The following is a 26,174-nucleotide window of genomic DNA, read 5'->3' on the forward strand; positions in this document are numbered from 1 at the left end:
CCTTAGACAGCCCGTACGCCGGCCCGCCACACCGAATGGGTCAACGGGATCCCGGGACGGTACGCCAGATGCGTAGCCGACGGAGCCTTCAGCATGTGCAAATCGGCGCGATGTCCGACCGCGAGCGAACCCACCGCCCGTTCGCCGTCGACGTCGTTCCCGGACTCCCTGCCCAGCGCCAGCGCACCGCCGTACGTCGCCGCGCGGACGGCTTCGTGAACGCTCAAGTGCATCTGAAGCACAGCCGTGGTGACGCAGAAGGCCATGGAGCTGGTGTACGAGGTCCCCGGATTGCAGTTGGCCGCAAGGGCAATCTGTACGCCCGCGTCGATCAGTTCACGGCCGGGCGCCAAGGGCTGGCGGGTGGAAAGGTCACAAGCGGGAAGGCACGTGGCCACGGTACCGCGCGTGCCCGTTCCGGAGGCCACATCCCAGCCGGCCCACGTTTCCGCGAGCGCCCGGACGTCCTTGTCCGAAAGATAGTTCACATGGTCGACGCTCGCAGCCGCGAACTCAACTGCCAGCGCCACACCGGGTCCCTCCCCAAGCTGGTTTCCGTGAACCCTTAGCCCCAGACCGGCATCGCGGGCAGCAGTGAGGACTCGGCGTGACTGGTCCTCACTGAACGCACCGCGCTCGCAGAACACATCAGCCCAGCGGACATGAGGGAGGACGGCGTCGAGCATGGGGCCGCACACCAGATCCGTGTACTCCTCAGGATCGGAGCCGCTGGGAACCAGGTGCGCGCCAAGATAGGTTACCTCGTCCACTTCGCCTGCTGCGATGCGGGCACTGCGGGCCTCGTTCTCCACGTCCAACCCGTAACCGGTTTTGCTCTCCAGGTAGGTGGTCCCTTGCGAAACTGCCTCAGCCACGCGGTCCCGCACGAGGCGCGTAAGTTCGTCGTCGCTGACGCTGCGTGTGGCACCCATGGTGACGGCGATACCACCAGCGCTGTAGCTTTCGCCGGCCATTCGAGCCTCGAACTCGGCAGTGCGGTCTCCTGCGAAAACGAGATGCGAGTGCGAATCCACCCAACCTGGCAGGACAGCACGGCCCTCGGCATCGATCCTTGCCTCAGCCTCCGGAGCATCTTTGCTAGCCCCCAACCAAGCGATGCGCTCGCCCTCGATCACGATGGCGGCGTCCTTAAGGACGCGGTGCTCCCGGTCCTGGGTCATCAGTTCACCGATGTTGGTGATGACCGTGCTGCTTTTGTTTCCGCTCGTCATTCCGCTCATGACCCTATTGTTCAGCGCCGGATGGACCAGCGTACGGCCGCGAGCTGCTCCGCTGTCCGGGATTCCGGACTGTCATCCTGTATCCCGCCGAGGATCAGTGCGGCGGCCAGCTCGGCGATGGCGGAAGATGTTTGAAAACCGTAACCCCCCTGACCGGCGAGCCAGAAGAAGCCCGGCGCTTCGGCGTCGAAACCCACCACCGGGATTCCGTCCGCCGCTTCTGTCCTGAGGCCCGTCCAGGCACGCTCCACGGAGCGGATTCCAAGGGAAGTGACCGTGTTGAGTTTGCCGATCAATGTCTCCACATCCCCGGCGTAGGGTTTGGCGTCCTCGGCTCCACTGGGCACGGTTTCCGACGGCGAAATCAACACCTGGCTGCCCTCGGCGCGGAAGTAGAAAGAATTATCAGCGGCACACACCATGGGCGTTTCCGGCGTCAGTGGATTCTCAACGTTCACAATCGCCGCAGTCCGGCGGTATGGCTGCAGTCCCAGCTTCTCCACTCCGCTGATGACCGCCAGCTCATCCGCCCAGGCACGTGCTGCGTTAACCACGACGCCGGACTGGAAGCCTTCCGTGCCCGCGCCCAGTTGCCAGCCGCTCCCCAACCGCTGGGCCGAGTGCACTTTGGCTCCGGTGATGATGTCCACGCCCGCAGTTTCCGCCGTCCGGCGGTGCTCCTCGAGAAGCAGGGGCGCGTTGCAGCCGAAGGAGCCGTTATCCAGCCCCGCGGCGGTGAAGGATGCGGGATTCAGGGCCGGGCAGAGACGCATGGCTTCGTCGTGTGAGATGGGATGCATGTTTCCGCTGGCTTCGGCGCTCACGGTGGCCTCGTCGCCCACCAGCATGAAGCCCCGGGGAGTCAGGATCGGCGTTCCTGCCTCTGCGTCCCGGGCGGACAGCATGTCGAGTGTGCGGATGGTCAGATCCTGGACCACGGCCGGTCCGTAGCTGGGGATCAGTTGCCGGGCCGACCGCGAGGAAGTGTGGAAAGCCAGGGACTGCTCAGCCTCGACAAGGGCCACCGAGCACTTGCCCGCGAGAGCCGCTGCCAAGGACAGTCCACCGATGCCGCCGCCAACGATTACCACGTCATAATTCGAAGCCATGACTCCATCCTGACAGACCGGATGCTCTCTCACATCCCGCGCCCTTCAGCCGGACGCTCGCTCACTTTCATCAAGAAAGCGAGATAGCGTCGGCCGGAAACCCGAGGGATGTGAGAGAGGGCCGGCCTGAAACCCGAGGGATGTGAGAGAGGGTTGCCTAGGCGACCGCGGCGCGACTCTTGACGAACGCCTGAACGCACGCTTCGACGTCGTCCGCGCTGTGCGCAGCGGAGAGCTGCACACGGATGCGGGCCACACCCTTCGGCACCACAGGGAAGCTGAAGGCCGTGACGAAAACGCCGTTGTTGAGCATTTCGTCGGCAACCTTTGCAGCAACCACGGCATCGCCGAACATCACGGGGATGATGGCGTGTTCTCCGTCAAGGAGTTCGAAGCCTTCTTCGCTCATGCGCCGACGGAACAGCGCTGCATTCTCGAACAGGCGGGTCCGGAGTTCGCCGGATTCCTGCACGAGCTCGATCGCCTTGATGGTTGCCGCAACGATGGCCGGGGCAAGCGAGTTGGAGAACAGGTAGGGGCGCGCCTTTTGACGTAGCATCGCTACGATTTCGCCGCGGCCTGAAACGTATCCACCTGAGGCACCGCCGAGTGCCTTGCCGAACGTACCCGTGTAGATGTCTACGCGCTCGGAAACACCAGCGTGCTCCGGGGTGCCGGCGCCGGTGGGGCCCATGAAGCCGACGGCGTGGGAGTCGTCCACCATGACCAAGGCGTCGTGCTTCTCGGCGAGGTCGCAGATGGCCTCAAGCGGAGCGAGGTACCCGTCCATGGAGAACACACCATCCGTGACGATGATCTTGCGGCGGGAGCCCTCGGCCTCCACCAGCTTGGCTTCGAGGTCGGCCATGTCCTGGTTGGCGTACCGGAAACGCTTGGCCTTGCTGAGGCGGATGCCGTCGATGATGGACGCGTGGTTCAGGGAGTCCGAGATGATGGCGTCTTCAGGACCGAAGAGGGACTCGAACACGCCGCCGTTAGCGTCAAAGCAACTGGAGAAGAGGATGGTGTCCTCGGTTCCCAGGAACTCGGAGACTCGGGTCTCAAGCTCCAGGTGGAGGTCCTGGGTTCCGCAAATGAAGCGCACGGATGCCATGCCGAAGCCGCGCTCGTCCATTGCGGACTTGGCGGCGGCGATGATGTCCGGGTGGTCGGCCAAGCCCAGGTAGTTGTTGGCGCAGAAGTTCAGGACCTTGTTGGCCGGCTGCCCGAGCTGGCCTGCTGCGATGTGGCTGGCCTGCGGCGAATCGATGTGGCGTTCGGTCTTGAACAGTCCGGCGCTGCGGATCTCGTCCAGTTCGCCCTGCAGTTGGTCTTTGATGGCTGAATACATGGTGCTCCTAAAGTCTTCTTGGGTCCGGTGGCCGTGCGGGGCGGTTACAGTTCAGTCCAGTCGAGGACCACTTTGCCGCCGGTCCCGTTGCGGGCGATCTCGAAGCCCTTTTCCCAGTCGGCTGCGGACAGTTTGTCTGTGACGACGGCGGAGATGCTGCGGTGCAGCACGGGGTTGGAGGACAGCATGGCGCTCATGGCGTACCAGGTCTCGAACATTTCACGGCCGTAGATGCCCTTAAGCGTGAGCATGTGGGTTACTACCTTGCCCCAGTCGATGTCGATGGACTGGCTGGGTAGGCCGAGCATGGCGATGCGGCCGCCGTGGTTCATGTTGTCGATCATCTCAGGCAGCGCCGTGGGGTGTCCCGACATTTCCAGTCCGATGTCGAAGCCTTCGCGCATGCCCAGTTCCTGCTGCGCTTCGCGAACGCGCATCTTTGAAACGTCGACTGCAAGGTCCACGCCCATCTGGCGAGCCAGCTCAAGGCGCGGTGCGGACACGTCCGTGATGGCGATCTTGCGGGCACCTGCGTGGCGGGCGACGGCGATAGCCATCAAACCGATGGGACCGGCACCGGTGATGAGCACGTCTTCCCCGACCAGCGGGAAGCTCAGAGCGGTGTGGACGGCGTTGCCGAAGGGGTCGAAGATGGCGCCGAGTTCAGGGGTAACTGACTCGTCGTGGTGAACCCAGACATTGGTTTCCGGGATGACGACGAATTCAGCGAAGGCGCCGTCGCGCTGCACGCCAACGGAAACGGTATGAATGCACATCTGGCGGCGGCCGGCACGGCAGTTGCGGCAGATTCCGCACACCACGTGGCCCTCGCCGGAGACCCTGTCCCCTATCTTGACGTCGCGGACGTCCTCGCCAATTTCCACTACTTCGCCATAGAACTCGTGGCCGGCAATGAGGGGCGTTTCGATGATGCCCTGGGCCCAGGCGTCCCAGCTCTGGATGTGGAGGTCGGTGCCGCAGATACCGGTGGTCATCACACGGATCTTGACGTCGCCGGGGCCAGCTTGGGGCTCGGGACGTTCGACGAGTTCGAACCCTGCGTGGGGTCCGGATTTGTAGAGAGCCTTCATGGAATTCCTCACTGCCTTGGCTGCTTCGCTGCTGCTGACTTCCATTACAGCCCCGCAAACGATTTAGCACAACTAGATTCTTCTCAATCAACGATTTAGTATTTGCTAATGGAAATTCATCAGTTGCAGATGCTTCGTGAACTCCGAGACTTGGGAAGCGTCAAGGCTGTAGCCGAGACATTGATGGTGACTTCCTCGGCAGTTTCACAACAGCTCGCACTGTTGCAGAAATCTGTGGACGTGCCGTTGACGCGCAAAGAAGGCCGGGCTTTGGTGCTCACGGATGCAGGCCGCGTCCTCGCTGAGGCGGGTGCCGCCGTCGTGAATGCCATGGCAGATGCGCGGGCTGCGATCGGCGCCTATCACGACGCTCCGGGCGCGCCGGTGAGCGTCAGCGCGTTTCACAGCGCAGGGCAGGCGCTGTTTGCGCCGTTGGCCGCTCTGTTGGCGTCCGACGGCGGGGAATCGCCCCGCCTCCGCCTGTCCGATGAGGATGTGGCCCAGGAGGATTTCCCGGGGTTGGCTGCCAGGTACGACCTCGTCTTGGCCCACCGGATGGACAACAGCCCGTCCTGGCCGGAAGACAAGGTAGCGGTGATTCCACTGGCCGACGAGCCTTTGGACATCGCGCTTCCTGCAGATCACCCACTGGCGAACCGGCGCGAACTGGAGCCGTCCGACGTCGTGGGTGAATCCTGGGTGACCAGCCGCGACGGCTACTCCCCTGCAGACGTCCTTGCCGCCGTCGTTGCTGTAAGCGGGCGGCCGGCAGAAGTACTGCACCGCATCAACGACTATTCCACCGTGGCGGCGTTGGTCTCGGCGGGAGGGGCGATCGGTCTACTCCCGCGGTTCACTGCACGCCGCGTGTTGGACGCCGGAGTGGTGCTGCGTCCGCTGTCCGGGGTGAATTCGGTCCGCAAGATCGACATCCTGGCCCGGCCGGAGACACTGAAGCGAAAATCGGTCATGACGGTTTGCGAGTCACTTCAAACCGTCATGACCGAGCTTGTCGAGCTTTCGAGCCCCGCTCACCCAACTAAGTAGCAGCACATGCCGTTATGAGCGCTGAGAACGGCCTCATCTGCGACCTACTTGGGTCCGTCGCGGACGAGGGCGGGCTGGCCGGCGTCGAAGTACTCCACTAGTTCGGCCGGGAGCTCCGGTACCTCCCGAGCCGAGCCGTCACCTCGTAGCGATTCTGCCGCAAGGACGCCGGCCACTACCGCCTGTCGCGCTGCAATCGGGCTTGTCTGGGTCTGGCCCCCTTCGGAGGCGAAGCGCAGGAATTCCTCGATCAGGCGAGGGTCCGCACCGCCGTGGCCACCTTCGCCGTCCTGAATGGCGATGACCTCGTCCGGCGCCGCGTAGCCGGACGTCCGGCTGGTCCATACGTTGATAGTTTCCCCTGGTCCATCGCCAAGGTTCTCGATCCGGCCTTTGGTGCCAATGACCGTATAGTTGCGCCAATAGTCCGGCGTGAAGTGGCACTGCTGGTAGGAGGCGAGGACGCCGTTATCCAGCACCATGTTCATCATGGAGATGTCCTCAACGTCAATCACCTCGGCCAGATCCTTCTGCTCCGTGGGCGGCCAGTTGTCCATGGAGAACCAGTCCCCCATGCGCTTGCCGGCGTTGTTGCTGCGGTTGGCCACGTCGCCGTAGACCGCTAGATCTCCGACGGCGGCAACCCGCTTGGTGTATCCGCCGGCCAGCCAGTGGATCACGTCGATGTCGTGGGCACCTTTTTGGAGGAGAAGGGACGTGACGTTGGCGCGCTGGGCGTGCCAGTCCTTGAAGTAGTAGTCTCCCCCGTGACCCACGAAGTGGCGGCACCAGACCGCTTTGACGTCGCCGATCCTGCCGTCCTCGATCAGTTTGCGCATCTGGACCACCACGGGCATGTGGCGCATGTTGTGGCCCACGTACAAACGAGTCCCGGTCTCGTAAGCCGTCTTGAGGATCCGGTCCGCAGCCTCCACCGTGATGTCCAGTGGCTTCTCGCAGAAGGTGGGGATGCCCGCCTTGAGCGTTCGGACAGCGACGGCGGCGTGCTGGTTATCGGGGGTCAGGACCAGGACGGCGTCGATCCCGCTGCCCAGCAGCTCCTCAAGATCCCCCGTAACCTGAGCCGACGGGATGCGTTCTGCGGCGTCTGCCCGGCCACGTTCACTGAGGTCACAAACAACAGTGACCTCGGAGCCTTGGCCCGGCTTGTGGGCGTGCTTCCACAGCCCTGAACGCAGGCCGAAACCCACGATGCCGACCTTCAAATCCTTTTCCATGGTGTGCAATTTCCTTCTGCTGTTCTTAGTAAAGTCTGGTTGCGGCGCTGCGGTGCGGCGCCGATTCGCGCACGAACAAGTGCCAGGGGAAGTCGAGGAGGCCGGGTGACTCCGGCGCGGTGTGACCTGTTGCCCGCCGAAGGAGCAGCCGGGCGAGTTTGTCGAAGAAGTCAACAGGGCCTACCGTGCTCAATGACGGTGACATCCGTTCGCCCTCCACGGTGTTGCCCACACCGATGATGTCCACGTCGGTGCCCACAGCGAGGCCCAGGCGCTGGGCGGCATTGATGGCGCTTACTGCTGCGTAGTCCGTGGTGGCATAGATGGCGGTGGGATGGTCCGGCATGCCGAGCAGCCTCGTTGCCGCAGCGTAAGCCCCTGCGCTGGTGCCGTCGAACAGGCCAACGTAATCGTCCCGTTCCTTGATCTTCGCCGCGGCCAAAGCATCCGAGTAGGCCCGATACCTTGTCCCACCAGAGGTGCCCGCTGCCGTTGCCGGGGTCAGGCAGGCAATCCTCCGGTGGCCGTGGAGCAGATGCTCCACGGCCATGCGGCAGCCGGGTCCGGCGATGGAACGGATGACATCGAAGCCTTCTGCTTGCACCTCTTCGTCAAAGACCACCAGCGTGGTGCCGTGCTCGGCGAGCTTGCGCAGGGCTTCCCGCTGATCAGGACGAACTGCATCCACGAAAACAGCATCGGCATTGTGCGTGCCCAGAACCTTGACCCAATCGGCGTCACCCAGGATCATCGGTGTGATGCCCAGCGGGACTGCCGCCTTCTGAACAGCCTCAATGACGGACAGCGACCACGGATCGGACAGCATGGTCAATGACAGGATCACTGTATTCGTGCGTCCCGTCCGGATGGCCCGAGCCGCCTGGTTGGGGCGATAGCCAAGCCGCTCCGCAGCGGCCTTGACCTTTTCCGCCGTCGGATCCGACACTCCTGGTCCGCCATCACCGCGGCGACCCGACAGCACGTAGGAAACCGTGGCTGTGGAGACGCCCGCCAGTTCGGCCACCATGCGGATGGTTGGCCTGACTCCTGTGCTGCTCGCTTTTGCCATGGTTCCCCCTGCTTTGATCTTCGTATTTGCGTGGTGGTTCGTTGTTGGTTTGAGGCTAGCTCCTGAATACCGGCGCGTTGGGGTCCAACGCGGCCTGGTACTCGTCGCGCATCTTGTCGCCGCCTTCGCTCTTCCAGCGCTTGACCGCGTCCTTGAGTTCGTCGATCTTGGCGCGGCCGGTAATGATGTCAACTACCTTGTCTCGCAACTGCTTGGTGATCTTGGCGCCCACCTTGGCGTTGGTGTCCGAGTAGGAACCGTTGGTGGGGTTGCGCCATGCGAACTCGAGCAGTTTTTCTTCCTGCTGGCTGACGTACCGGGTGTCGTCGTCGAAACCGGGGTTGAAGATGACATTCTCCGGGCTGGACATGATGTTCAACGCTGAGACAAGGCCGGGCGCGTTGGTGCTTCCCGTCTCGGTGCGTGCGGGGTTGCCGGAGGCATCGATGGTGTAGTCCTGACCCAGCTCGCCGAAGTTCTTCTGCATGTACTCCACCGTGCCGAACGGTGCCGACAGGTAGTTGATCAGCGCCAACAGCTCGCGGATCTTGCCCTCTTCAGCCTTCTTAAACGGGGTGAAGCCCACCGTGCCGTAGCCCATGTCGTAGACGGGCTTGACCTTGCCGTCGGCACTGAAGGGGATCAATATGTCGAACTGGGCGTCCTTGTTCAGGGCACGGTAGCTGCGGATATCGTGCGGGCCCACCACCACCTGGGCTGCAACGCTTCCGTTGGCTACGCGCGAACGGATGTCAGTTGCTTTGGAGTCCGGGTAGAAGACGCCCGCTGCGAACATCTTGGCCGTGAACTCGACGCCGGCCAAGTATTCGTCGGTCTCGTACAGGTGGGTGAGGGTGCGGTCTTTGTTCACAGCCCAACTGTTCGGAGCGCCAAACCACTCAGTAACCATGTGGAGGGCATTGATGTAGGCGGGTTCCAGCGCGTATTTCTGGTCACCGGGACGGGTCAGCTCCTTCGCTTTCTCCAGGAATTCCTCGGCGCTGGCAGCTTCGAAGCCACCCACCTGGGCCCACGCGTCGTGGTTGCCAAGGTACACCTGACCGAACGGGGTGCTGGGGATGGGAGCTCCCCAGATCTTGCCGTTCACGACGGCGGTCTTCCAGGAATCGGGCTTAAGTGCGGCCAGGTTGGGGTACTCAAGAACAGCGTCACCGGAGAGGTACGGCGTCAGGTCTTGGAATTTGGCTTCCAGCATGGGTCCGACGTTGGGGATGCCCTGGTTCGGTGGAACCCACATCATGTCCGGAAGATCGTTGCTGGCCAGGACAGTGGCGAACTTTGCCGGGTAACCGTCTCCGATGTCTTCGGCTATTTGGAGTTCCAGGTCGCCGCCGAGTTTGGTGTTGAGGCGCTGCCAGAAGGGGTTGTCCTTCAGGCCCGGGCTCATGGTTTCGAAGGTTTCGGTCAGGCCTGTCACGTTGCCCTTGAGCGGCGGCGTCTTCACGGACTGCACAGCAGTGGGCAGTTTGAAGTAGCCGGCTTGGAGGCCCTTGGCGTTACCGGCGATGTCCGGGGTGACGCCCGTGAATTCCTTGTACGTGGGCAGCTTGACCGAAGCGGAGGCAGCAGCGCCTCCGTTGCTCGCGGTTCCGCCACCGCCGCAGGCGGACAAACCTGCGGCGGTCACGGCAAGGCCCGCGAGGCCAAGGAAACCGCGGCGGCTGAATCCAGCCTGAGAGGTAGTGCTCGTCATGGCATAACCCTTTCTGGTTAATTGCTTCATTTCTGAGTTTGAGTGCTGGGGTTCTTTGGGTTTGGGTGCTCTGGGCGTATGCCTAGCCCTTGACGGCGCCTGTGATGACGCCCTTGGCAAAGTGCTTTTGGAGGAATGGGTAGACCATCAGGATCGGGACGAGTGCCACCACCACCACGGCCATCTGGATGGACTGCGGCGGCGGAGTGGTGGTGATTCCCAACTGGTCCGCCGCGCCACTGCCCTGGACCACGAAATTGCGGAGCAGCAACTGGATGGGCCACTTGCTGTGATCGTTGATGTAGAGCAACGCGTTGAAGAAGGAGTTCCAGAAACCAACCGCGTAAAACAGTCCCACGACGGCGATCACGGCCTTGGAGAGCGGCATCACAATGCGCCACAGGATTTGCCAGTCGTTGGCGCCGTCGATCCTGGCACTTTCGATGAGTTCACCGGGAATGTTCATGAAGAACGATCGCATCACCACAAAGTTGAAGGCCCCGAAGATGCCCGGGAGGATCAGTGACCACAACGAGTCCAGCAGACCGAGTTGGCGGATCATCAGGAACGACGGAATCAGACCCGGCGCAAACAGGAGCGTGAACAAGACTGCAAGGATCACCGGCCGGCCGAACAGCACCGTGCGGCTGGTGGCGTAGGCCATAGTGATGGTCACGAACAGCGCCAGGATGGTGCCAACGGCTGTGACCAGCATGCTGACCCCGAGTGATTGCAACACCATGGGGCCCTTAAAGATGGTGGCGTAGGCCTCCAACGTTGGACGTTCGGGCCAGAGCACGAACCCGCCGGCCTCCACAAGTTGTTCGGTGTCAGCGAGGGACGTTGAGACCACCAGCAGAATTGGCGTAAGGATGGACAAGCTGAAGACAATCAGGACTACCGCTTTGACCGTTTGATACAGGGCGGAAGGTTTTTCCTTCCACACGGGGCGCTTGGGGTTGTAGCTAAGTTCCCGGGGTTTTTTGGTGAAAAGTGTTGTTGCCATGGGGTTCTCCTTGTGCGGCAGGCGCGCGGGTCAGCGTGGCTTTCAGCGCACTTGTTTTGCGAAGATTCCGTCTTCGCCGAAGCGGTGGGCAAGTTTGTTGGCGCCGTAGATCAGCAGGGCGCTCACTACACCCTTGGCCAGGCCGGCTGCCGCGCCCGAGCTCCAACCGCCTCCCACTACGCCGGTGTAGTAGGTGAAGGTGTCCAGCACTTCCGCGGCTCCGGCTCCCACGGCATCCCGCTGCAGGATGAACTGTTCAAATCCGACGGAAAGAATGTCGCCGATGCGGAGAATGAGGAGGAGAACAATTACGGGCCTAAGGCCGGGCAAGGTGATGTGCCACATCCTGCGCCATCGTCCCGCGCCGTCAGCCGCCGCAGCTTCGTAGAGCGAGGCATCAATGCTGGCCAACGCAGCGAGGAAGATGATCATGGCCCAGCCGGCATCTTTCCAGATCATCTGGACCACCACCATGACCGGGAACGTCTCCGGGTTGGTCATGAACGGTATGGGCTCCATGCCCCAGTCCCTCAGAAGGTTGTTCACGAAGCCCGCGCCGCCCAGCATCTGCTGGAAGAACGCGATAACCAACACCCAGGAAAGGAAGTGCGGCAAGTAGGCGATGCTTTGGAAAATCCGGCGAACCCTGGTGCTGATCAGTGAATCCACGATCAGCGCCAATACCAGCGGCACGGGGAACAGGAAGACCAACTGCCAGGCGGCGAGGTACAGGGTGTTCCAGAAGGCGTGAATGAAGTCCGGATTGCCGAAAAGGTCTACGAAATTCTGCCAGCCGACCCACAGGCTGTCACCGATGCCCAGATAGGGCTGGTAGTCCTGGAACGCTATGACGTTGCCCAGGATGGGGATGTAGAAGAAGAGCAACAAGAAGGTCACACCTGGGAGCATCATAAGCAGCATCTGTTTGTCCCGTCGCAGGCGCGATCGGAAACTCTGCTGCGGGACCTTGCTCCTTTTCCGCTTCTTCGGACCGGGTCCGGAGGCGTTTCCGCCCGGCGGACCCGGGACTCGGCGAGCTTCGGGCAATGCCGGAGCCTGTTCCGTCGTCGAGTTCATGCTGTCTCCTCAAGTGCTGAGCCGAAACCACCAATGTGATTCAGGCCACGCTCGTTAACCGTTTAACAAACCATAGGTGACTGGCATCTCTATTTGCAAGATGATGATTAAAACTGGCCGCAAAAATCACTTTTCATCACTCGAAGGATGTGGGATCGTGCGAGGCCCGCGCCCGTTTCCGCCGATCGCCCCCGTAAGAACGGGCGCGCCCGGCGGAAAACGGCGCGCCACAGGCGTACGAGTGGTGCGCGCGGCGGAAAAGGGTGCGCAACAGGGCTACGAGTGGTGCGCGAGGTGGAAACGGGCGCGCCAACTGGGTACGGGTGGTGCGCTGCGCGTGGAGCGATTGAATTCGAGTGGTGCGCGAGGCGGAAAAGGGTGCGCCACAGGCGTAATGCGGTGCGCGAGGTGGAAACGGGCGCGCCAACGGGTACGAGTGGTGGGGTGCGCGTGGAGGGACTGAATCGAATCCCGCCCGCACCCGTTCCCGCCGATCGCCCCCGTAAGAAGGGGCGCACCAGGCGGAAAAGGGTGCGCAACAGGGCTACGAGTGGTGCGCGCGGCGGAAAACGGCGCGCCACAAGCGTACGAGGGCGCGCCAAGCCGCAACGGGCGCGCTCGCTGGATGGGTGCAGCGTGTAGCAAGCAACCGTGCCCCCGCTAAAGTACTAGCAAGTGGAATTCAGATAGAAGGTTGACATGGCAGACTGCTGCAGCCCAGGCGCCGACGCAAGGGCGCATTCGACACCGGGGCTGAAACTCCCCCTGCGCACGGTGGGCGATCGTCCGAAGGCGAGCAACGTCGTCGAGCCTTCCGCGAACGCCGCACCTACCGCCAACGGTCCCGCAGCCTCTAGGAAAACAGGCGACGTCGAGATTCCCGCGGGAACCTTCGCCATGGGCGATCCCTTCAACGAGGGCTATGAGGACGACGGTGAGTCCCCCGTGCACGAAGTTAAGGTCTCAAAATTCCGCATCAGCGCCACAACCGTGACCAATGAAGAATTCGCTGAGTTCGTGGAGGCCACCGGTCACCGCACCGAGTCGGAAACCTTCGGAACATCGGCGGTGTTCCACCTCGCCGTGAAAGCAAACAAGGGGGATGTCCTCAACCGGGTCAGCAACGTCCCTTGGTGGCTCAACGTCCGTGGAGCCGACTGGGCCCACCCGGCCGGACCCCTCTCAAGCTGGGCAGACGTCCCTGACCATCCCGTCACCCATGTGTCGCACAACGATGCCTTGGCGTACTGCGAATGGGCCGGCCGCCGGCTACCCACCGAAGCCGAGTGGGAATACGCAGCACGCGGCGGACTGCCCGGGCAGCGCTACCCCTGGGGTAATGACTTGCACAACGATGTCCCGGGCAAAGCCGCTCACAACTGCAATATCTGGCAAGGGGAATTCCCCTCCCGCAACACGATGGACGACGGCCACCTCACCACCGCGCCCGCCAGGTCGTTCCGCCCAAACGGCTACGGACTGTACCAAACCAGCGGAAACGTATGGGAGTGGTGCAGCGACTGGTTCCTGCCCAAGTACTACAAGACGTGCCTCGCGCTAGGACCAGTGGAGGACCCGCAGGGTCCCTCGATCGGCCGCGGGAGGGTGATGCGCGGCGGCTCGTACCTGTGCCACGACTCCTACTGCAACCGTTACCGCCTCGCGGCCCGGAGCTCAAACACACCTGACTCGGCCAGCGCCAACCTCGGCTTCAGGACAGTGGCGCTCTAACTACGGAAGCTCTAACTACTTGGGACCATGTCCGCGCTTTAATCCGTTGCCCTTGAGGCCCGCAGGCAAGTCGCCGGATACTACCCGCGTCGCTGTCGCGGCGTCGCCGTCCTTGGTGCCGGTGACTCTTACTGTGTCGCCGACCTTGAGATCCGTGACGGCGACAGCGGGAAGCGAAGGCCTACCCTTGCCGTTTCTGAGCTCGGAAAGGTCGGCGGGAACCTTTGTAATCCGCGAATCCGCGGTGATCGAATAGCGTTGCGTGAAGCCGTCTTCGCTCTTCACAGCCACCTCGGTTTCACTCACCGATTCGATGGTTCCGGCTTGCGTCAGAACCGTGCGGTAGCTCCCGTCCTGCTGCTTCACCACGTGTTCGCCGTGGATAGCCTGGCCGCGGCCTTCAATGGACTTGGCTTTCGCTGACGCGGATGGGCCGGGCGAAGCAGAAGTGCTCGACGGCGAAGGGCTGGGTTGGGTGCCCGCCCACACAGCGGCGGCCCCGCCACCGGTCAAGGCGAGAGCGATCCCGCCCGCGAGGAGGCCGTTACGAAGGCCTGGTCTGAGAGTGGCCATGCATCCATTGTGCGCCCTCTCCAAACAAAAGTAGCTCGCAGTTGGGTTGTTCTGAGCTTTCAAACAACCACAACTGCGAGCTACTTGGGTACCAAGCCGCGGGACTTAGCCCTCGACGCCGAGCTTCTCCAGGATGAGTTCACGGACACGTCCGGCGTCGGCCTGGCCACGGGTGGCCTTCATGACGCCACCAACAATCGCGCCAATGGCCTGGACCTTGCCGCTGCGGATCTTCTCCGCCACGTCAGGCTGTGCTGCGAGTGCGGCGTCGATGGCTTCCAGGAGCGGACCGTCGTCGGAGACAACCGCGAGGCCGCGCTTTTCCACGATTTCCGCAGGAGTTCCTTCGCCGGCGAGCACGCCGTCCAGGACCTGGGTGGCCATCTTGTTGTTGATCTTGCCGTCTTCAACCAGCTTGTTCAGCTCGACGATGACCTGCGGCGTGACACCAAGCTCGGAAGGATCGACGTCGGCAACCTTGGCGCGGCCTACGATCTCACCCATCCACCACTTGCGGGCAACATCCGCGGAAGCACCCGCTGCGATGGTTTCCTCGATGGAATCCATGACGCCGGCGTTAACAACGTCGCGGAATTCCAGATCCGAGTAGCCCCAGGCTTCCTTGAGGCGCTTGCGGCGCTCGGCCGGCGGCTCAGGAAGGGTGGCGCGGAGTTCCTCCACCCACTCACGGGAGGCGACGACGGGAACCAGGTCCGGCTCCGGGAAGTAGCGGTAATCGTCGGCGTCGGACTTGGGCCGGCCCGACGTCGTCGAGCGTGTGTCCTCGTGCCAGTGCCTCGTCTCCTGGATGACCGGTTCGCCGGAATCGAGGACGGCAGCGTGGCGCTGGATCTCGTAACGGACGGCGTGCTCGACGGCGCGTAGCGAGTTTACGTTCTTGGTTTCGGAACGGATGCCGAACCGCTCCCGGCCGTGCGGGCGCAGGGAAACGTTGGCGTCGCAACGGACGTTGCCGCGCTCCATCTTGGCATCGGAAACACCAAGGTTCTTTACGATCTCGCGGACTGCGGCGACGTACGCCTTGGCCAGCTCAGGCGCACGGCTACCGGCGCCCTCGATGGGCTTGGTGACAATCTCAACCAGCGGCACACCGGAACGGTTGTAGTCCACCAGCGAGTAGTCGGCGCCCTGGATACGGCCTGCGGCACCACCCATGTGGGTCAGCTTGCCGGCGTCTTCTTCCATGTGGGCGCGCTCGATCTCCACGCGGAAGACCGTGCCATCCTCAAGCTCGATGTCGAGGTAACCGTCATAGGCGATCGGTTCGTCGTACTGCGAGGTCTGGAAGTTCTTGGGGGTGTCCGGGTAGAAGTAGTTCTTCCGGGCGAAGCGGCAGGACTCGGCGATCTTGCAGTTAAGGGCAAGGCCGATCTTGATGGATGACTCCACCGCCGTCTTGTTCACCACGGGCAGGACGCCGGGCATGCCCAGGTCCACCTCATTGACGTTGGTGTTCGGCTCGTCGCCGAAAACGTTCGGTGCGGAGGAGAACATCTTGGTCTTGGTGTTGAGCTCCACGTGGACCTCAAACCCCAGGACAGGATCGTACTTCTCCATGGCCTCTTCGAAGCTCAGGGTTGCATCGACGGACATTAGTTGGAACCTCCGGCGGTGGTTGTGGCAGAACCAAGAACAGGCGCCTGCGCAAGCATCGGGCCGCCCCACTTCTCTTCAAGGATGGATTCGAGGACAGCACCCACGCGGTAAAGGCGGGCATCCTGGCGGGCAGGAGCCAGCAGCTGGATGCCAACGGGCAGGCCGTCTTCGTCAGCCAGGCCACCCGGCAGCGACAGGCCCGGGATGCCGGCGAGGTTGGCCGGGATGGTGGCGACGTCGTTCAGGTACATTGCCAGCGGATCGTCCAGCTTCTCCCCCAGCTTGAACGCGGTAGTGGGCGCCGTCGGAGAGATGAGGACATCGGCCTTGGCGAAAGCAGCGTCGAAGTCGCGCTGGATCAGCGTACGGACCTTCTGTGCTGAGCCGTAGTAAGCGTCGTAGTAACCGGCGCTCAACGCGTAGGTACCAAGGATGATGCGTCGCTTTACTTCGTCGCCGAACCCCGCGGCCCGGGTGGCACCCATGACACGCTCGATGGTCATGGGACCGTCCTTGGGCAGGACGCGCATGCCGAAGCGGACGCCGTCGAACTTGGCCAGGTTGCTGGACACCTCTGACGGCATGATGAGGTAGTACGCACCCAGGGCGTACTTCAGGTTGGGGCAGGAAACCTCGACGATTTCAGCGCCAGCATCCTTGAGCAGCTGAAGGGACTCGTTGAAACGGTTCTCGACGCCGGCCTGGTAGCCCTCGCCGTGAAGTTCCTTGACGATGCCGATCTTCATGCCGGCAACGTTGCCCACGCGGGCGGCAGCAACAAGATCGTTGAACGGGTCGGTCAGCGACGTGGAGTCAAAGGGGTCGTGGCCGCCGATGACTTCCTGCAGCAGCGCCGAGTCCAGCACCGTACGGGAAACCGGGCCGATCTGGTCCAGCGAGGACGCCATGGCAATAGCACCGTAACGGGAAACAGCACCGTACGTCGGCTTCACGCCAACGGTTCCGGTGACGGCGCCCGGCTGGCGGATCGAGCCACCGGTATCGGTACCGAGCGCCAGTGGCGCTTCGAAAGCGGCGACGGCGGCAGCAGAGCCGCCGCCCGAACCGCCGGGAATCCGGTCCAGGTCCCACGGGTTGCGGGTGGGGCCGTACGCCGAGTGCTCCGTGGAGGAACCCATGGCGAATTCATCCAGATTGGTCTTACCCAGGATGGGCATCTTAGCCGCGCGCAGCTTCTTCACCACGGTGGCGTCGTACGGGCTGTGCCAGCCCTCAAGGATCTTCGAACCAGCTGTGGTGGGCTGGCCGACCGTGACGATGAGGTCCTTCACTGCGATCGGCACGCCAGCAAGGGCGTGCAGCTCCTCGGCAGCGGACCCCCCGGCGGCACGGGCAGCGTCAACCTCGGCTGCAACAGCCAAAGCCTCTTCGGTGTTCACGTGCAGGAACGCGTTAACCTGACCGTCGACGTCGGCAATGCGGTCAAGATGCGCCTGCGTCACCTCGACGGCGGTAACCTCGCGGGCAGCCAGCTTCGCAGCGAGATCGGCAGCGGAGTGGTGGATGAGTTCGTTCTTCAGCTCAGTCATAGTGATTAGTCCTCATCCAGGATTGCGGGGACCTTGAAACGGTTCTCGTAAGCATCCGGAGCGCCGGACAACGCCTGCTCAGCCGTGAAGGTGTGGCCCACAACATCCTCGCGGAACACGTTGGTCAACGGAATCGGGTGCGACGTCGCCGGGACGTCCTCCCCCGCAGCTTCGCTCACGCTCTTCACCGAATCCACAATGACAGCAAGCTCAACAGCCATCCTGTCCAGTTCTTCGGCACTCATTTCAATGTGAGCCAGACGCGCAAGATGCGCGACGTCGTCACGGTTGATCGCAGCCATGGATCTCCCCTGCAAAGTTCAAATGGTTTTCCGAACCAGTCTACTTGGCTGTGCGCACCTGCCGGACGATGCGCTGGCGCGCAAGGTGAGTGGTTGCGTTCGGCGGCTTGCCGTAGACGATCCTTTGGTCGCTCGCTCGTGCCTCGCTTAGACGCGACCGGCAGGATGTCTCCGACCGCCGCCTATTGCCTCGCTCTCCTAACGCCGAACCCACCCAGCGCCGAGTCACCCCCACAACAAGCGAGACAGCAAAGCGGACCATTCGCGCTTTGCTGTCTCGTTTGTTGTTTTGGGTTGGGGCGCTGGGTGGGTTTGCGGGGGCGGACTGGGTCTGACTCCGCAGCGGCCGGTGGGCCTCCTACGCAAAACCGGGCCAGGCATCCGGAAGCGTGCGTCAAAGCGACGAAGGAGCAGCACGCGGAGGATGTCTGGCCCGGTTTTGCACCTCAGGTGCAGACGGGTGCTTTGGGAACGGCAGCCTAGCCGATGCCGATTGCTCCGGTCAGGACCCCTACCGCCAGCATGACGATCGAGATGACCGCCGTGCGCCAGAGGACCTTCTTGTGGTGGTCGCCCAGGTCTACCTTGGCGAGGGAGACCAGCAGGAGGATCGCAGGAACCAGGGGGCTTTGCAGGTGGAAGGGCTGCCCGGTGATGGAGGCGCGGGCCATGTCCACTGCATCTACGCCGTAGTGCGCGGCCGTTTCGGAAAGCACAGGGAGGACTCCGAAGTAGAAGGCATCGTTGCTCATGAAGAACGTCATCGGGATGCTGAGCAGGCCGGTGATGACTGCCATGAAGGGGCCCATCTCGGCGGGAATGATCTGGACCAGCCACTCGGACATTGCCTTGACCATGCCCGTGCCGTTGAGGACGCCGGTGAGCACAGCGGCGGCCATCACCATGCTGACGACGGCGACGATGGACGGTGCATGGGCGATCAGCTGTGCGCCTTGGTCCTTGACCTTGGGGAAGTTGACCAGCAGGGCGATGGCCGAGCCCACCATGAAGACGAACGGCAGTGGAACGATGTTGGCCACCAGGACCACCATGACGGCAACGGTGAGGCCAAGGTTGAACCAGAACAGCTTGGGACGCAACGTTGAGCGGTTAGGGTCAAGGGCAGTGTCTGCCATGGCGGTGTCATGATCGTCCACCAGCGTGGCCGGGTCTTCAAGAATCGCGACGCCGAAACCTCCGCCAGTGCGCGGCTTGCCTGCGCTTGCGCTGCTGCGGCCAAAGCGACCAGCGCCGAAGCCGGAGCCCGAGCCCGAGCCCGAACCGGCGGCTACCGAACCGCCGCGGCCCGTGCCGCCGTCGAACGCTTCCGAGGGATCTGCGACATCGCCCCAGATCTCGGGGGCAGTGGTGCGGAGGCGGTTGCGTTCCTGGAGGCCGAGCAGCCAGGCGAAGACCATGACCACGATGAGTCCGACGATCAGTGACGGGACCATGGGGACGAAGACGTCGTTCACATCAAGTTTAAGCGCTGTGGCTGCACGGGCGGTGGGGCCGCCCCAGGGCAGGATGTTCATGGTGCCGTTGGCGAGGCCGGCCACACAGGTGAGGACTACTGGGCTCATCTTGAGACGCAGGTAGACCGGGAGCATGGCAGCCGTGGTGAGGATGAAGGTTGTGGATCCGTCGCCGTCCAGAGAGACTGCCGCTGCAAGGATGGCGGTGCCGAGGACAACCTTGGCGGGGTCGTTGCCCAGCTTGCGCAGGATGAACTTCACCAGGGGGTCGAACAGTCCGACGTCGATCATCAGGCCGAAGTAGATGATGGCGAACATGAGGAGCGCGGCCGTGGACGTCATGGACTTCATCGAGTCCATCACCATGTCGCCGATGCCGAGGCCCGCTCCGGCGAAAAGGCCGAAGACGGTGGGGACGATGATCAGCGCCAGTACTGGCGTCAATTTTTTGGTCATGATCAGGACCATGAATACCGCAATCATTGCGAATCCAAGCAAAACCAGCACGGCCGGCTCCTTACTACTGTGAATGGCGCCACGTCGGTGTGATGCGCACTACAGACGATATGGTGGCGGCCGTCACGGGCAGGGGTTTCCGGGAATTGTTGGGAATACTGCTCGTTGCGAACGTTTTGCGCATTGTGCTCAGTGATTCAATGGATCAGAAGGAAAGGAGCAAAGGTGCCGCGCAACAGCCGGGTCAGTATGCGTTTCTCCACCCAAACCCTTCTCCTCCAGTTGGGGGTTGTCCTGCTGGTGGTCCTTCTCAGCGGCACAGTCCACGCTTGGCTGGTGTACGAACGGATTGGCACCGAAGCCGAAAACCAAGCGCTCACCCTTGCCAGGACGGTGGCCGCGGACCCTGATATCAGGTCCGGCGTCCAAGCCATCAGCAAAGAAGAGGGAACGCCTCCCCCGGATGTCCTCGCTGGCGGCACGCTCCAAGCCGCGGCCGAAGCAGTAAGGATCCGGACCGGCGCCTTGTTCGTAGTCATCACCGACGAAACGGGACTGAGGCTGGCCCACCCGGAGATTGCACGGTTGGGCGAACGCGTCAGCACGGACCCATCAGTTGCACTGGGCGGTGAAGAAATAACCACCCGGAACACGGGGACACTGGGTCCCTCGGCCGGCGCGAAGGTGCCGGTGTACTCACCGTCAGGCTCTGAGGCAATTGTGGGCGAGGTCAGTGTTGGCTATTCCGTGGAGTCGCTCAGCAAAAGCCTGGCCCGGGACATCGTCCCCATTGCCCTCACCGCTGGCGGTGCACTCCTGGCCGGTATCCTGGCGTCCTTCCTTCTCCGGCGCAGGCTGCAGCGGCTCACGCTCGGCCTGGAACCTGAGGAAATCAGCACGCTGGTCCACGATCAGGTGGCAGTTCTCCAAGGTGTGGATGATGGCGTCATTGGCATCGCCGCGGACGGACGCATCTCGGTCTTCAACGCTGCCGCTGCACGACTCTTGGACGTGCCCGACGCCACCGGGCAGGACTGGGTAACCGCTGCTGTGCCGGGACAGCTCAAGCAACTCACCCAGCCGGCAGCCCGCGACGCCGAAGCCGTGGAAGTCGTGGCGGGCGGACGCGTTCTGGTGGCCAGTGCCCGCAAAGCCTGGCATCGGCAGGAGGACCTGGGCTGGGTTGTCATGCTGCGCGACCGTACGGAATTGCAGCAACTCACCCGCCAGCTCGACGCCGTGGGGACCATGTCCACGGCCCTCCGCGCCCAGCGCCACGAATTCGCCAACCAGCTCCACACCATTGCCGGTTTCATCAGCATCGGCCAGCACGACGCCGCCAAGGAGTACCTGGCGCGGATCTCGGCCACCGGTCCGCTGAAGTTCCCCGTGGAGCAGGCCGAATTGCTCCAGGACACGTATTTGCAGGCGTTTATTGGCGCGAAAAGCGTGGAAGCATCGGAGCGCGGCGTGGCCCTCCGCATCGGACCCGAAACACTGGTCCGTGGACACGTGGCCGATCCCCAGGACGTCACCACAGTGCTCGGCAACCTGATCGACAATGCCGTGAGTGCCGCCGTCGCCGGCTCTTCAGCGGAACGATGGGTGGAAGTTGAACTGCTGGACGATGTCACCCAGAACGGCGGGACCCTGCACATCGTGGTGGGTGATTCAGGCGACGGTTTGGGAAGCCTGGAGCCGGAGGAGGTTTTCGCCGAAGGATTTACGACGTCGGAACAACCGGTACGCTCGGGGGCTGGACAAGGTTTGGGGCTGGCGCTGGTGCGGCAGCTTGCGCGGCGGCGCGGAGGTGATGTTCGCGTGCTGGAGCCTGGTGCGAAGGGCGGTCCGGGCGCCGTGTTCATGGCCACCATCCCTGGTGTCATGGATTCCGCGGAGCACGTGGACGTAGGGGCCGACTCAACGTTGAGGGAGGACAGCAATGGCTGAGGATTTGCGGGTATTGATCGTGGATGACGACTTCCACGTGGCAAGACTCCATGCAGCCTATGTGGATTCCGTGGCCGGCTTCATGGCCTTGGCGCCGGCCGGTTCGGTTTCCCAAGCGCTGCAGGCGATCCACAGCCTGCGTCCCGATCTGGTGCTGCTGGACGTGTATTTGCCGGACGGCTCAGGCTTGGACCTGCTGGGTCAGCTGGACGTTGACGCGATCATGCTTACTGCTGCCTCGGACGCGCAGTCCATCAAGGTTGCCCTGCGGCGCGGCGCCTTGGGGTACATGCTGAAGCCGTTCACCGCCGAGTCACTATCCCAGCAGCTCCGGTCCTATGCGCGGTATCGCCGCATCCTCGGTCAGCAGACAGCCGTTGACCAAACCACCATTGAGCGGGCCAAGCGGTCTCTGATTCCGGGCGACGTCACACCGTCAGCCAAGCCGCGGTCCGCCACGGAGGCGGCGGTCCTGGAATCGTTGCTTCCCGGTGAGCAATATTCGGCTGCCGAGGTTGCGGAGAGGGTGGGCGTTTCCCGGGCCACAGCGCAAAGGTACCTGTCCTCGCTCGCAGACGATGGCGCCGTCGAGATTCAACTGCGCTACGGAAGCACAGGCCGCCCGGAACACCGCTACGGCGTCCCGGGCTAACCCAAGTAGGTAGCAGATCAGGCCGTTTTGAACGCTCACAACGGCCTGATCTGCTACCTACTTGGGTGCGGGAGGTGGGTTACGCGGACTTTTGCGCCACCAGTTCGATCTCCACCAACATTTCCGGGTCCAAGAACGGCAGGACGTGCACCAAGGCCAGCGTGGGACGAATCTCGCCGAAGACCTCACCGTGAGCGCGGCCGGCGTCTTCCCATTTGCTGATGTCCGTCAGGTACAGCTTGGACTGGACGACGTCCTCGTAGGAGAACCCGGCGTCTTCGAGCACAGCCCCGAGCTTCTCCAGGATGTACTTGGTCTGCGAGTAGAAGTCGTCGCCAACAATGCCCTCAGGCCCGGATGCAGCCGTAGCAGAGATGAAAAGTGTGTTGTCCACCTGGACTGCCCGGGAGTAACCCAGTGTCTGTTCCCAGACAGAACCCGTGCCGAATGTCTTGCGCATGCCGCGCCTTTCCTGTCGCTTTCGCACGGTCCGGTGACCGGCGTTTACGAAGGAAACTTTATGACTGCGGGAGGTCCAGCCGGTAAACGAACAGCTTTATGTCGGTGCCGGGAACGAACCAGTCGCGGTGCGGGACACGGTCAAAGCCCGTCCGTGCATAGAGGGCGTTAGCGCTTTCCCATGTGGCGCCCGTCGTCAGGGACACAGCCTTGATGCCATCCATGGCCTTTGCTTGCTCGACGACAGCCTGCACCAAGGCGCGACCCGCCCCCGAGCGCTGGACTGCCGGGTCCACCACGAGGGTACGGAGTTCCAGTTCGTCCTCGAGGCCGATGTCAGAAAAACCGCCACCTGCAGGTGCTGCCGTCACAGAGCCGATGACCTCGCCGTTGCGCTCTGCCACCAGGATCTCTGCGTGCTCAGCGCGTCCGGCCACGTCCTGAAGCTTCTGCAGGTAAGGGTGATCGGCGTCGCCGTAGTACCCGGCGGTGACGTAGGAGTCCTGCGTAATGCGGGCAACGGCGTCGTAGTCTTCGGGCAGGGCGGGACGGACGGTAATCGGCGAAAGCACCTACCAATGGTAGTCGCGCTTCACGCACCAACTGCGCTAAATGCCCCTTTCCGTGATGGAACTATCAGTCATGACGGAACGCACGACGCCGGGTGGTTGAGGTGCGCTGTTCGCTTCGGTGCCGCTGGGCTGCCATCTTGTGTTGCCTCCCGTGGCGTCGAATTGAGCCGCGTTGCGTGCCGTGAACCCCGGTTTCGTGCTGTTGCGGGCAGATGTCGGGCTGCTGGCAAAGGTCTTCGGCGCCGTGCTTGAGTTGCCACACATCGGGCCCAACCTGTCCTGACTCCGAGGAGAAACCATGACCCCGCCAGACCGCCAACTGCATCTCAACGCGTTCCTGATGAGCACTGGACATCACGAAGCATCGTGGCGTCTCCCTGAAAGCGACCCGCTTGCCCCTACCAAAGTGGAGCATTACCAGCATCTGGCGCGCACGGCTGAACGAGGAAAGCTGGACTCCATCTTCTTTGCGGACTCCCCCGTCCTCTTCGGGGAGGTGGGCCGGCGTCCGGCCGGGAAGTTGGAGCCAACAGTGCTGCTGACAGTCCTCGCCGCAGCGACCCAAAAGATTGGCCTGATCGCTACCGCGTCCACCACCTACAACGATCCTTTCAACCTTGCCCGCCGCTTCGCGTCCGTTGACTGGGTCAGCGGAGGCCGCGCCGGCTGGAACGTTGTTACCACCGCTGGTCCCGATGCCGCCCGAAACTTCGGCGTGGACGACCAACCGGCACACGCGGTCCGATACGAACGGGCTGCCGAGTTCATTGAAGTGGCCCAAAAACTGTGGGACAGCTGGGAAGACGACGCCATCCTGGCGGACAAAGTCCACGGCGTATGGGGTGACGACACAAAGATCCGTACCATCGACCACGAAGGAAATCACTTCCGCGTCCGCGGACCATTAAACGTCCCCCGCTCACCACAAGGCCACCCACTGATCGTGCAGGCGGGGTCCTCTGAAAACGGTAAGAACCTGGCGGCACAGTACGCGGAAGCCGTCTTCACGGCTCATCAAACACTGACCGACGCCCAAGCCTTCTATGCCGACCTGAAGGCCCGCACCGCAACTGCCGGACGCGATCCGGAGGGCATCAAAATCCTGCCGGGAATCGTCCCGGTGATCGGCTCCACCGAGGCTGAAGCGCTCAAACTCGAGCGTGAACTGGACCAACTCATCAAGCCGGAGTATGCACGGGAGCAGCTGGCCAAGACGCTTCGCGTATCTCCAGAGGACCTCCCGTTGGACCGCCAGCTACCTGCTGACCTGCCCTCAGAGGATGAGATCGAGGGAGCAAAGAGCCGGTACACGCTGATCGTGGAGCTGGCCAGGCGCGAACAGCTCACTGTCCGGCAGCTGATTGGGCGTTTGGGCGGCGGACGCGGTCACCGGACCTTCTCCGGCACGCCCGAACAGGTGGCCGATGCTATCCAGGACTGGTTCCACGCCGGCGCCGCTGACGGTTTCAACATCATGCCGCCCGTGCTTCCTTCCGGTCTGGAGATCTTCGTGGACCACGTGGTGCCCATCCTTCAACGACGCGGGCTCTTCCGGACCGAATACACGGCGTCCACACTCCGGGGACACTACGGGCTCGCCCGTCCGGAGAACCGCTACGCCGGGAGCGCCCCGCAGGAGCTGACGTCCATTGGCTCTGCCTTCTAAGCCGGGCCTTCAACGCTTGGGCCAGCTCCACAGCGGACCTTCCAGCGGTCCCAGACCCTTGATTCTGGTCTCACCAAGGTCCTTGTAGAGCTCGTGCTCGTGGGCGGCTCCGCTTTCGCGAAGTGCCTTGAGTAAGGCCTCGGAGTGGGTCACCACAATCATCTGGCTGTTGGCACTGGCTTGGACAATTAGTCCAGCCAGTGCCGGCATCAGGTCAACGTGAAGGCTTGTCTCGGGTTCATTGAGGACCATGAGCTCCGGGGGCCGCGGCGTCAGCAATGCCGCGGTGAGCAGGAGGAAGCGCAGCGTTCCGTCGGAAAGTTCAGCGGCTTTCATGGGTCGCAGCATGCCCGGCTGGCGCAACTCCACACTGAATCGGCCGTCGGCGACGGCGATCTCCAGCCGGCTTCCGGGAAAGGCGTGGTCGACGGCGGCATCCAACTGCCGCTCGAAGCCCACCTCGCGCAGCGTTTGGAGTGCGGCGGCGAGATCCTTGCCGCTGTGATGCAGCACAGGGGTGCGTGTACCGAGCTGCGCCTGACGTGCAGGCGCCTCGGCATCAGTGCGGAAATGATCGTAGAACCGCCATGAACGAACCGAGTCACGGACGCGCAGGACTTCCGGCGCACGATCCTGGTCCGAGACCTCCGTCAGCATGCTCTGGAAGGTGTCCAAGCGCCGGGACAGTTCGGTCCACTCGCCATCCGCTCCGCGCAGCTTGGCGAGGCTGCCCTTGCGGTCCACCAGCAGCGAACCGGGTCGCGCTACGGGGCCGGAGAAGATCTGTTCCCGTTTGATCTCCGGATCCAGGCTGAACGCCGAAGGCCGGGAACGGCCGGTTTCCTGGTCAAAACCGGCCCCGCTTGATGCCGGCATGCCGAGGTCCACCAGGTATCCAAAATCGTCACTGGAATAGCCCAGCTTCAGGTTCACCGACTCCCGACGAACCGTCCCTTGGACCGGTACTTCGCCACGGCGCATGGCCTCGCTGATTGACTCGGGCCCAGCCCACAAAGTGGAAGCCAACCCGCCGTCCCGGGCCAGGGAGCCCACCACGTTCCCCGAATCACCGCCGGCGCATTCGGCGAGCAGCCGAAGCGCCCGGTAGAGGGAGGACTTCCCGCTGCCGTTGGCTCCGGTCACGATGTCCAAGCCATGCAACTCGATGGCAAGATCCCGGATGGAACGGTAGTTGGCGATGGCGAGTGCTTTGATCACTGGCTGATGG

At 62.9% G+C, this 26,174-nt stretch carries 22 protein-coding genes; 5 read left to right on the top strand and 17 right to left on the bottom strand.

Going from position 1 to position 26,174, the window contains the following annotated elements:
• Positions 1–2: 2 nt before the first annotated feature.
• The 4 genes from hutI to tdh all read right to left on the bottom strand — a co-directional run bounded on the left by hutI (position 3) and on the right by tdh (position 4,792).
• Positions 3–1,232 carry an imidazolonepropionase gene (hutI, locus tag M1D89_RS16070; RefSeq protein ID WP_498650971.1) on the bottom strand — a complete coding sequence of 410 codons (1,230 nt, stop codon included), beginning with the start codon at positions 1,230–1,232 and terminating at the stop codon, positions 3–5.
• 20 nt (positions 1,233–1,252) lie between these two features.
• Positions 1,253–2,350, bottom strand: coding sequence for an NAD(P)/FAD-dependent oxidoreductase (locus M1D89_RS16075; protein WP_498644979.1), 1,098 nt, complete (start codon positions 2,348–2,350; stop codon positions 1,253–1,255).
• A 157-nt stretch (positions 2,351–2,507) separates the two neighbouring features.
• Positions 2,508–3,701 carry a glycine C-acetyltransferase gene (locus M1D89_RS16080; protein WP_498644981.1) on the bottom strand — a complete coding sequence of 398 codons (1,194 nt, stop codon included), beginning with the start codon at positions 3,699–3,701 and terminating at the stop codon, positions 2,508–2,510.
• 44 nt (positions 3,702–3,745) lie between these two features.
• Complete coding sequence (gene tdh, locus M1D89_RS16085) at positions 3,746–4,792, bottom strand: L-threonine 3-dehydrogenase (RefSeq protein WP_498644983.1); 1,047 nt, start codon at positions 4,790–4,792, stop codon at positions 3,746–3,748.
• 108 nt (positions 4,793–4,900) lie between these two features.
• Between tdh and M1D89_RS16090 the strand changes: the two genes are divergently transcribed.
• A complete protein-coding gene (locus M1D89_RS16090) occupies positions 4,901–5,839 on the top strand; it encodes a LysR family transcriptional regulator (RefSeq protein ID WP_498644985.1) in 939 nt (312 codons plus the stop codon).
• Positions 5,840–5,883: 44 nt separating this feature from the next.
• On the opposite strand, the gene M1D89_RS16095 is transcribed toward M1D89_RS16090, so the two are convergent.
• From M1D89_RS16095 to M1D89_RS16115, 5 genes are all read right to left on the bottom strand, one after another.
• Positions 5,884–7,086 (bottom strand): Gfo/Idh/MocA family protein, encoded by a 1,203-nt coding sequence (locus tag M1D89_RS16095; RefSeq protein ID WP_498644987.1) that lies wholly within the window; start codon positions 7,084–7,086, stop codon positions 5,884–5,886.
• Positions 7,087–7,102: 16 nt separating this feature from the next.
• Complete coding sequence (locus tag M1D89_RS16100; RefSeq protein ID WP_498644989.1) at positions 7,103–8,146, bottom strand: LacI family DNA-binding transcriptional regulator; 1,044 nt, start codon at positions 8,144–8,146, stop codon at positions 7,103–7,105.
• Between the two features lie 55 nt (positions 8,147–8,201).
• Positions 8,202–9,860 carry a type 2 periplasmic-binding domain-containing protein gene (locus M1D89_RS16105; RefSeq protein ID WP_498644991.1) on the bottom strand — a complete coding sequence of 553 codons (1,659 nt, stop codon included), beginning with the start codon at positions 9,858–9,860 and terminating at the stop codon, positions 8,202–8,204.
• Between the two features lie 82 nt (positions 9,861–9,942).
• Entirely contained in the window at positions 9,943–10,866 is a 924-nt protein-coding gene (locus tag M1D89_RS16110) for a carbohydrate ABC transporter permease (RefSeq protein ID WP_091466299.1), read from the bottom strand.
• A gap of 42 nt (positions 10,867–10,908) precedes the next feature.
• Positions 10,909–11,943 carry an ABC transporter permease gene (locus tag M1D89_RS16115; RefSeq protein ID WP_498644993.1) on the bottom strand — a complete coding sequence of 345 codons (1,035 nt, stop codon included), beginning with the start codon at positions 11,941–11,943 and terminating at the stop codon, positions 10,909–10,911.
• Positions 11,944–12,642: 699 nt separating this feature from the next.
• Here M1D89_RS16115 and M1D89_RS16120 point away from each other — a divergent pair.
• Positions 12,643–13,674, top strand: a complete 1,032-nt coding sequence (locus tag M1D89_RS16120; protein ID WP_498644995.1) for a formylglycine-generating enzyme family protein — start codon at positions 12,643–12,645, stop codon at positions 13,672–13,674.
• 15 nt (positions 13,675–13,689) lie between these two features.
• Here M1D89_RS16120 and M1D89_RS16125 read toward each other — a convergent pair whose 3' ends face one another.
• From M1D89_RS16125 to M1D89_RS16145, 5 genes are all read right to left on the bottom strand, one after another.
• Positions 13,690–14,247: a DUF5666 domain-containing protein gene (locus M1D89_RS16125; RefSeq protein ID WP_498644997.1), complete on the bottom strand. Its 558-nt coding sequence runs from the start codon at positions 14,245–14,247 to the stop codon at positions 13,690–13,692.
• A 105-nt stretch (positions 14,248–14,352) separates the two neighbouring features.
• The gene (gene gatB / locus M1D89_RS16130; RefSeq protein WP_498644999.1) at positions 14,353–15,861 is read right to left on the bottom strand and encodes an Asp-tRNA(Asn)/Glu-tRNA(Gln) amidotransferase subunit GatB; all 1,509 of its coding nucleotides are present in this window, start codon (positions 15,859–15,861) and stop codon (positions 14,353–14,355) included.
• Positions 15,861–17,414: an Asp-tRNA(Asn)/Glu-tRNA(Gln) amidotransferase subunit GatA gene (gatA, locus tag M1D89_RS16135; protein WP_498645001.1), complete on the bottom strand. Its 1,554-nt coding sequence runs from the start codon at positions 17,412–17,414 to the stop codon at positions 15,861–15,863. The genes gatB and gatA overlap by 1 nt, the downstream gene beginning before the upstream one ends.
• Before the next feature lie 5 nt (positions 17,415–17,419).
• On the bottom strand, positions 17,420–17,716 hold the full coding sequence (gene gatC, locus M1D89_RS16140; RefSeq protein ID WP_017199363.1) for an Asp-tRNA(Asn)/Glu-tRNA(Gln) amidotransferase subunit GatC: 297 nt from the start codon (positions 17,714–17,716) through the stop codon (positions 17,420–17,422).
• Positions 17,717–18,195: 479 nt separating this feature from the next.
• Complete coding sequence (locus M1D89_RS16145; protein WP_498645004.1) at positions 18,196–19,698, bottom strand: CitMHS family transporter; 1,503 nt, start codon at positions 19,696–19,698, stop codon at positions 18,196–18,198.
• A 198-nt stretch (positions 19,699–19,896) separates the two neighbouring features.
• On the opposite strand from M1D89_RS16145, the gene M1D89_RS16150 reads away from it, so the two are divergent.
• Together M1D89_RS16150 and M1D89_RS16155 are read left to right on the top strand one after the other, a co-directional pair.
• The gene (locus M1D89_RS16150) at positions 19,897–21,597 is read left to right on the top strand and encodes a sensor histidine kinase (protein WP_498650972.1); all 1,701 of its coding nucleotides are present in this window, start codon (positions 19,897–19,899) and stop codon (positions 21,595–21,597) included.
• Entirely contained in the window at positions 21,590–22,249 is a 660-nt protein-coding gene (locus M1D89_RS16155; RefSeq protein ID WP_420180598.1) for a response regulator, read from the top strand. The genes M1D89_RS16150 and M1D89_RS16155 overlap by 8 nt, the downstream gene beginning before the upstream one ends.
• Positions 22,250–22,328: 79 nt before the next feature.
• On the opposite strand, the gene M1D89_RS16160 is transcribed toward M1D89_RS16155, so the two are convergent.
• Positions 22,329–22,709 carry a RidA family protein gene (locus M1D89_RS16160; protein ID WP_498645006.1) on the bottom strand — a complete coding sequence of 127 codons (381 nt, stop codon included), beginning with the start codon at positions 22,707–22,709 and terminating at the stop codon, positions 22,329–22,331.
• 58 nt (positions 22,710–22,767) lie between these two features.
• The gene (locus M1D89_RS16165; RefSeq protein WP_498645008.1) at positions 22,768–23,280 is read right to left on the bottom strand and encodes a GNAT family N-acetyltransferase; all 513 of its coding nucleotides are present in this window, start codon (positions 23,278–23,280) and stop codon (positions 22,768–22,770) included.
• 298 nt (positions 23,281–23,578) lie between these two features.
• Here M1D89_RS16165 and M1D89_RS16170 point away from each other — a divergent pair, with 298 nt between their 5' ends.
• Positions 23,579–24,946, top strand: coding sequence for an LLM class flavin-dependent oxidoreductase (locus M1D89_RS16170; protein ID WP_498645009.1), 1,368 nt, complete (start codon positions 23,579–23,581; stop codon positions 24,944–24,946).
• Positions 24,947–24,955: 9 nt separating this feature from the next.
• Here M1D89_RS16170 and M1D89_RS16175 read toward each other — a convergent pair whose 3' ends face one another.
• Positions 24,956–26,164 carry an AAA family ATPase gene (locus M1D89_RS16175; protein WP_498645011.1) on the bottom strand — a complete coding sequence of 403 codons (1,209 nt, stop codon included), beginning with the start codon at positions 26,162–26,164 and terminating at the stop codon, positions 24,956–24,958.
• Positions 26,165–26,174 lie beyond the last annotated feature (10 nt).

Source organism: Arthrobacter sp. D3-18 (assembly GCF_054408525.1).

Coding starts and splice junctions, on each gene's coding strand:
- hutI (WP_498650971.1), bottom strand. CDS start 1,232: ATGACGAGCGGAAACAAAAGCAGCACGGTCATCACCAACATCGGTGAA.
- M1D89_RS16075 (WP_498644979.1), bottom strand. CDS start 2,350: ATGGCTTCGAATTATGACGTGGTAATCGTTGGCGGCGGCATCGGTGGA.
- M1D89_RS16080 (WP_498644981.1), bottom strand. CDS start 3,701: ATGTATTCAGCCATCAAAGACCAACTGCAGGGCGAACTGGACGAGATC.
- tdh (WP_498644983.1), bottom strand. CDS start 4,792: ATGAAGGCTCTCTACAAATCCGGACCCCACGCAGGGTTCGAACTCGTC.
- M1D89_RS16090 (WP_498644985.1), top strand. CDS start 4,901: ATGGAAATTCATCAGTTGCAGATGCTTCGTGAACTCCGAGACTTGGGA.
- M1D89_RS16100 (WP_498644989.1), bottom strand. CDS start 8,146: ATGGCAAAAGCGAGCAGCACAGGAGTCAGGCCAACCATCCGCATGGTG.
- M1D89_RS16105 (WP_498644991.1), bottom strand. CDS start 9,860: ATGACGAGCACTACCTCTCAGGCTGGATTCAGCCGCCGCGGTTTCCTT.
- M1D89_RS16110 (WP_091466299.1), bottom strand. CDS start 10,866: ATGGCAACAACACTTTTCACCAAAAAACCCCGGGAACTTAGCTACAAC.
- M1D89_RS16115 (WP_498644993.1), bottom strand. CDS start 11,943: ATGAACTCGACGACGGAACAGGCTCCGGCATTGCCCGAAGCTCGCCGA.
- M1D89_RS16120 (WP_498644995.1), top strand. CDS start 12,643: ATGGCAGACTGCTGCAGCCCAGGCGCCGACGCAAGGGCGCATTCGACA.
- M1D89_RS16125 (WP_498644997.1), bottom strand. CDS start 14,247: ATGGCCACTCTCAGACCAGGCCTTCGTAACGGCCTCCTCGCGGGCGGG.
- gatB (WP_498644999.1), bottom strand. CDS start 15,861: ATGTCCGTCGATGCAACCCTGAGCTTCGAAGAGGCCATGGAGAAGTAC.
- gatA (WP_498645001.1), bottom strand. CDS start 17,414: ATGACTGAGCTGAAGAACGAACTCATCCACCACTCCGCTGCCGATCTC.
- gatC (WP_017199363.1), bottom strand. CDS start 17,716: ATGGCTGCGATCAACCGTGACGACGTCGCGCATCTTGCGCGTCTGGCT.
- M1D89_RS16150 (WP_498650972.1), top strand. CDS start 19,897: ATGCGTTTCTCCACCCAAACCCTTCTCCTCCAGTTGGGGGTTGTCCTG.
- M1D89_RS16155 (WP_420180598.1), top strand. CDS start 21,590: ATGGCTGAGGATTTGCGGGTATTGATCGTGGATGACGACTTCCACGTG.
- M1D89_RS16160 (WP_498645006.1), bottom strand. CDS start 22,709: ATGCGCAAGACATTCGGCACGGGTTCTGTCTGGGAACAGACACTGGGT.
- M1D89_RS16170 (WP_498645009.1), top strand. CDS start 23,579: ATGACCCCGCCAGACCGCCAACTGCATCTCAACGCGTTCCTGATGAGC.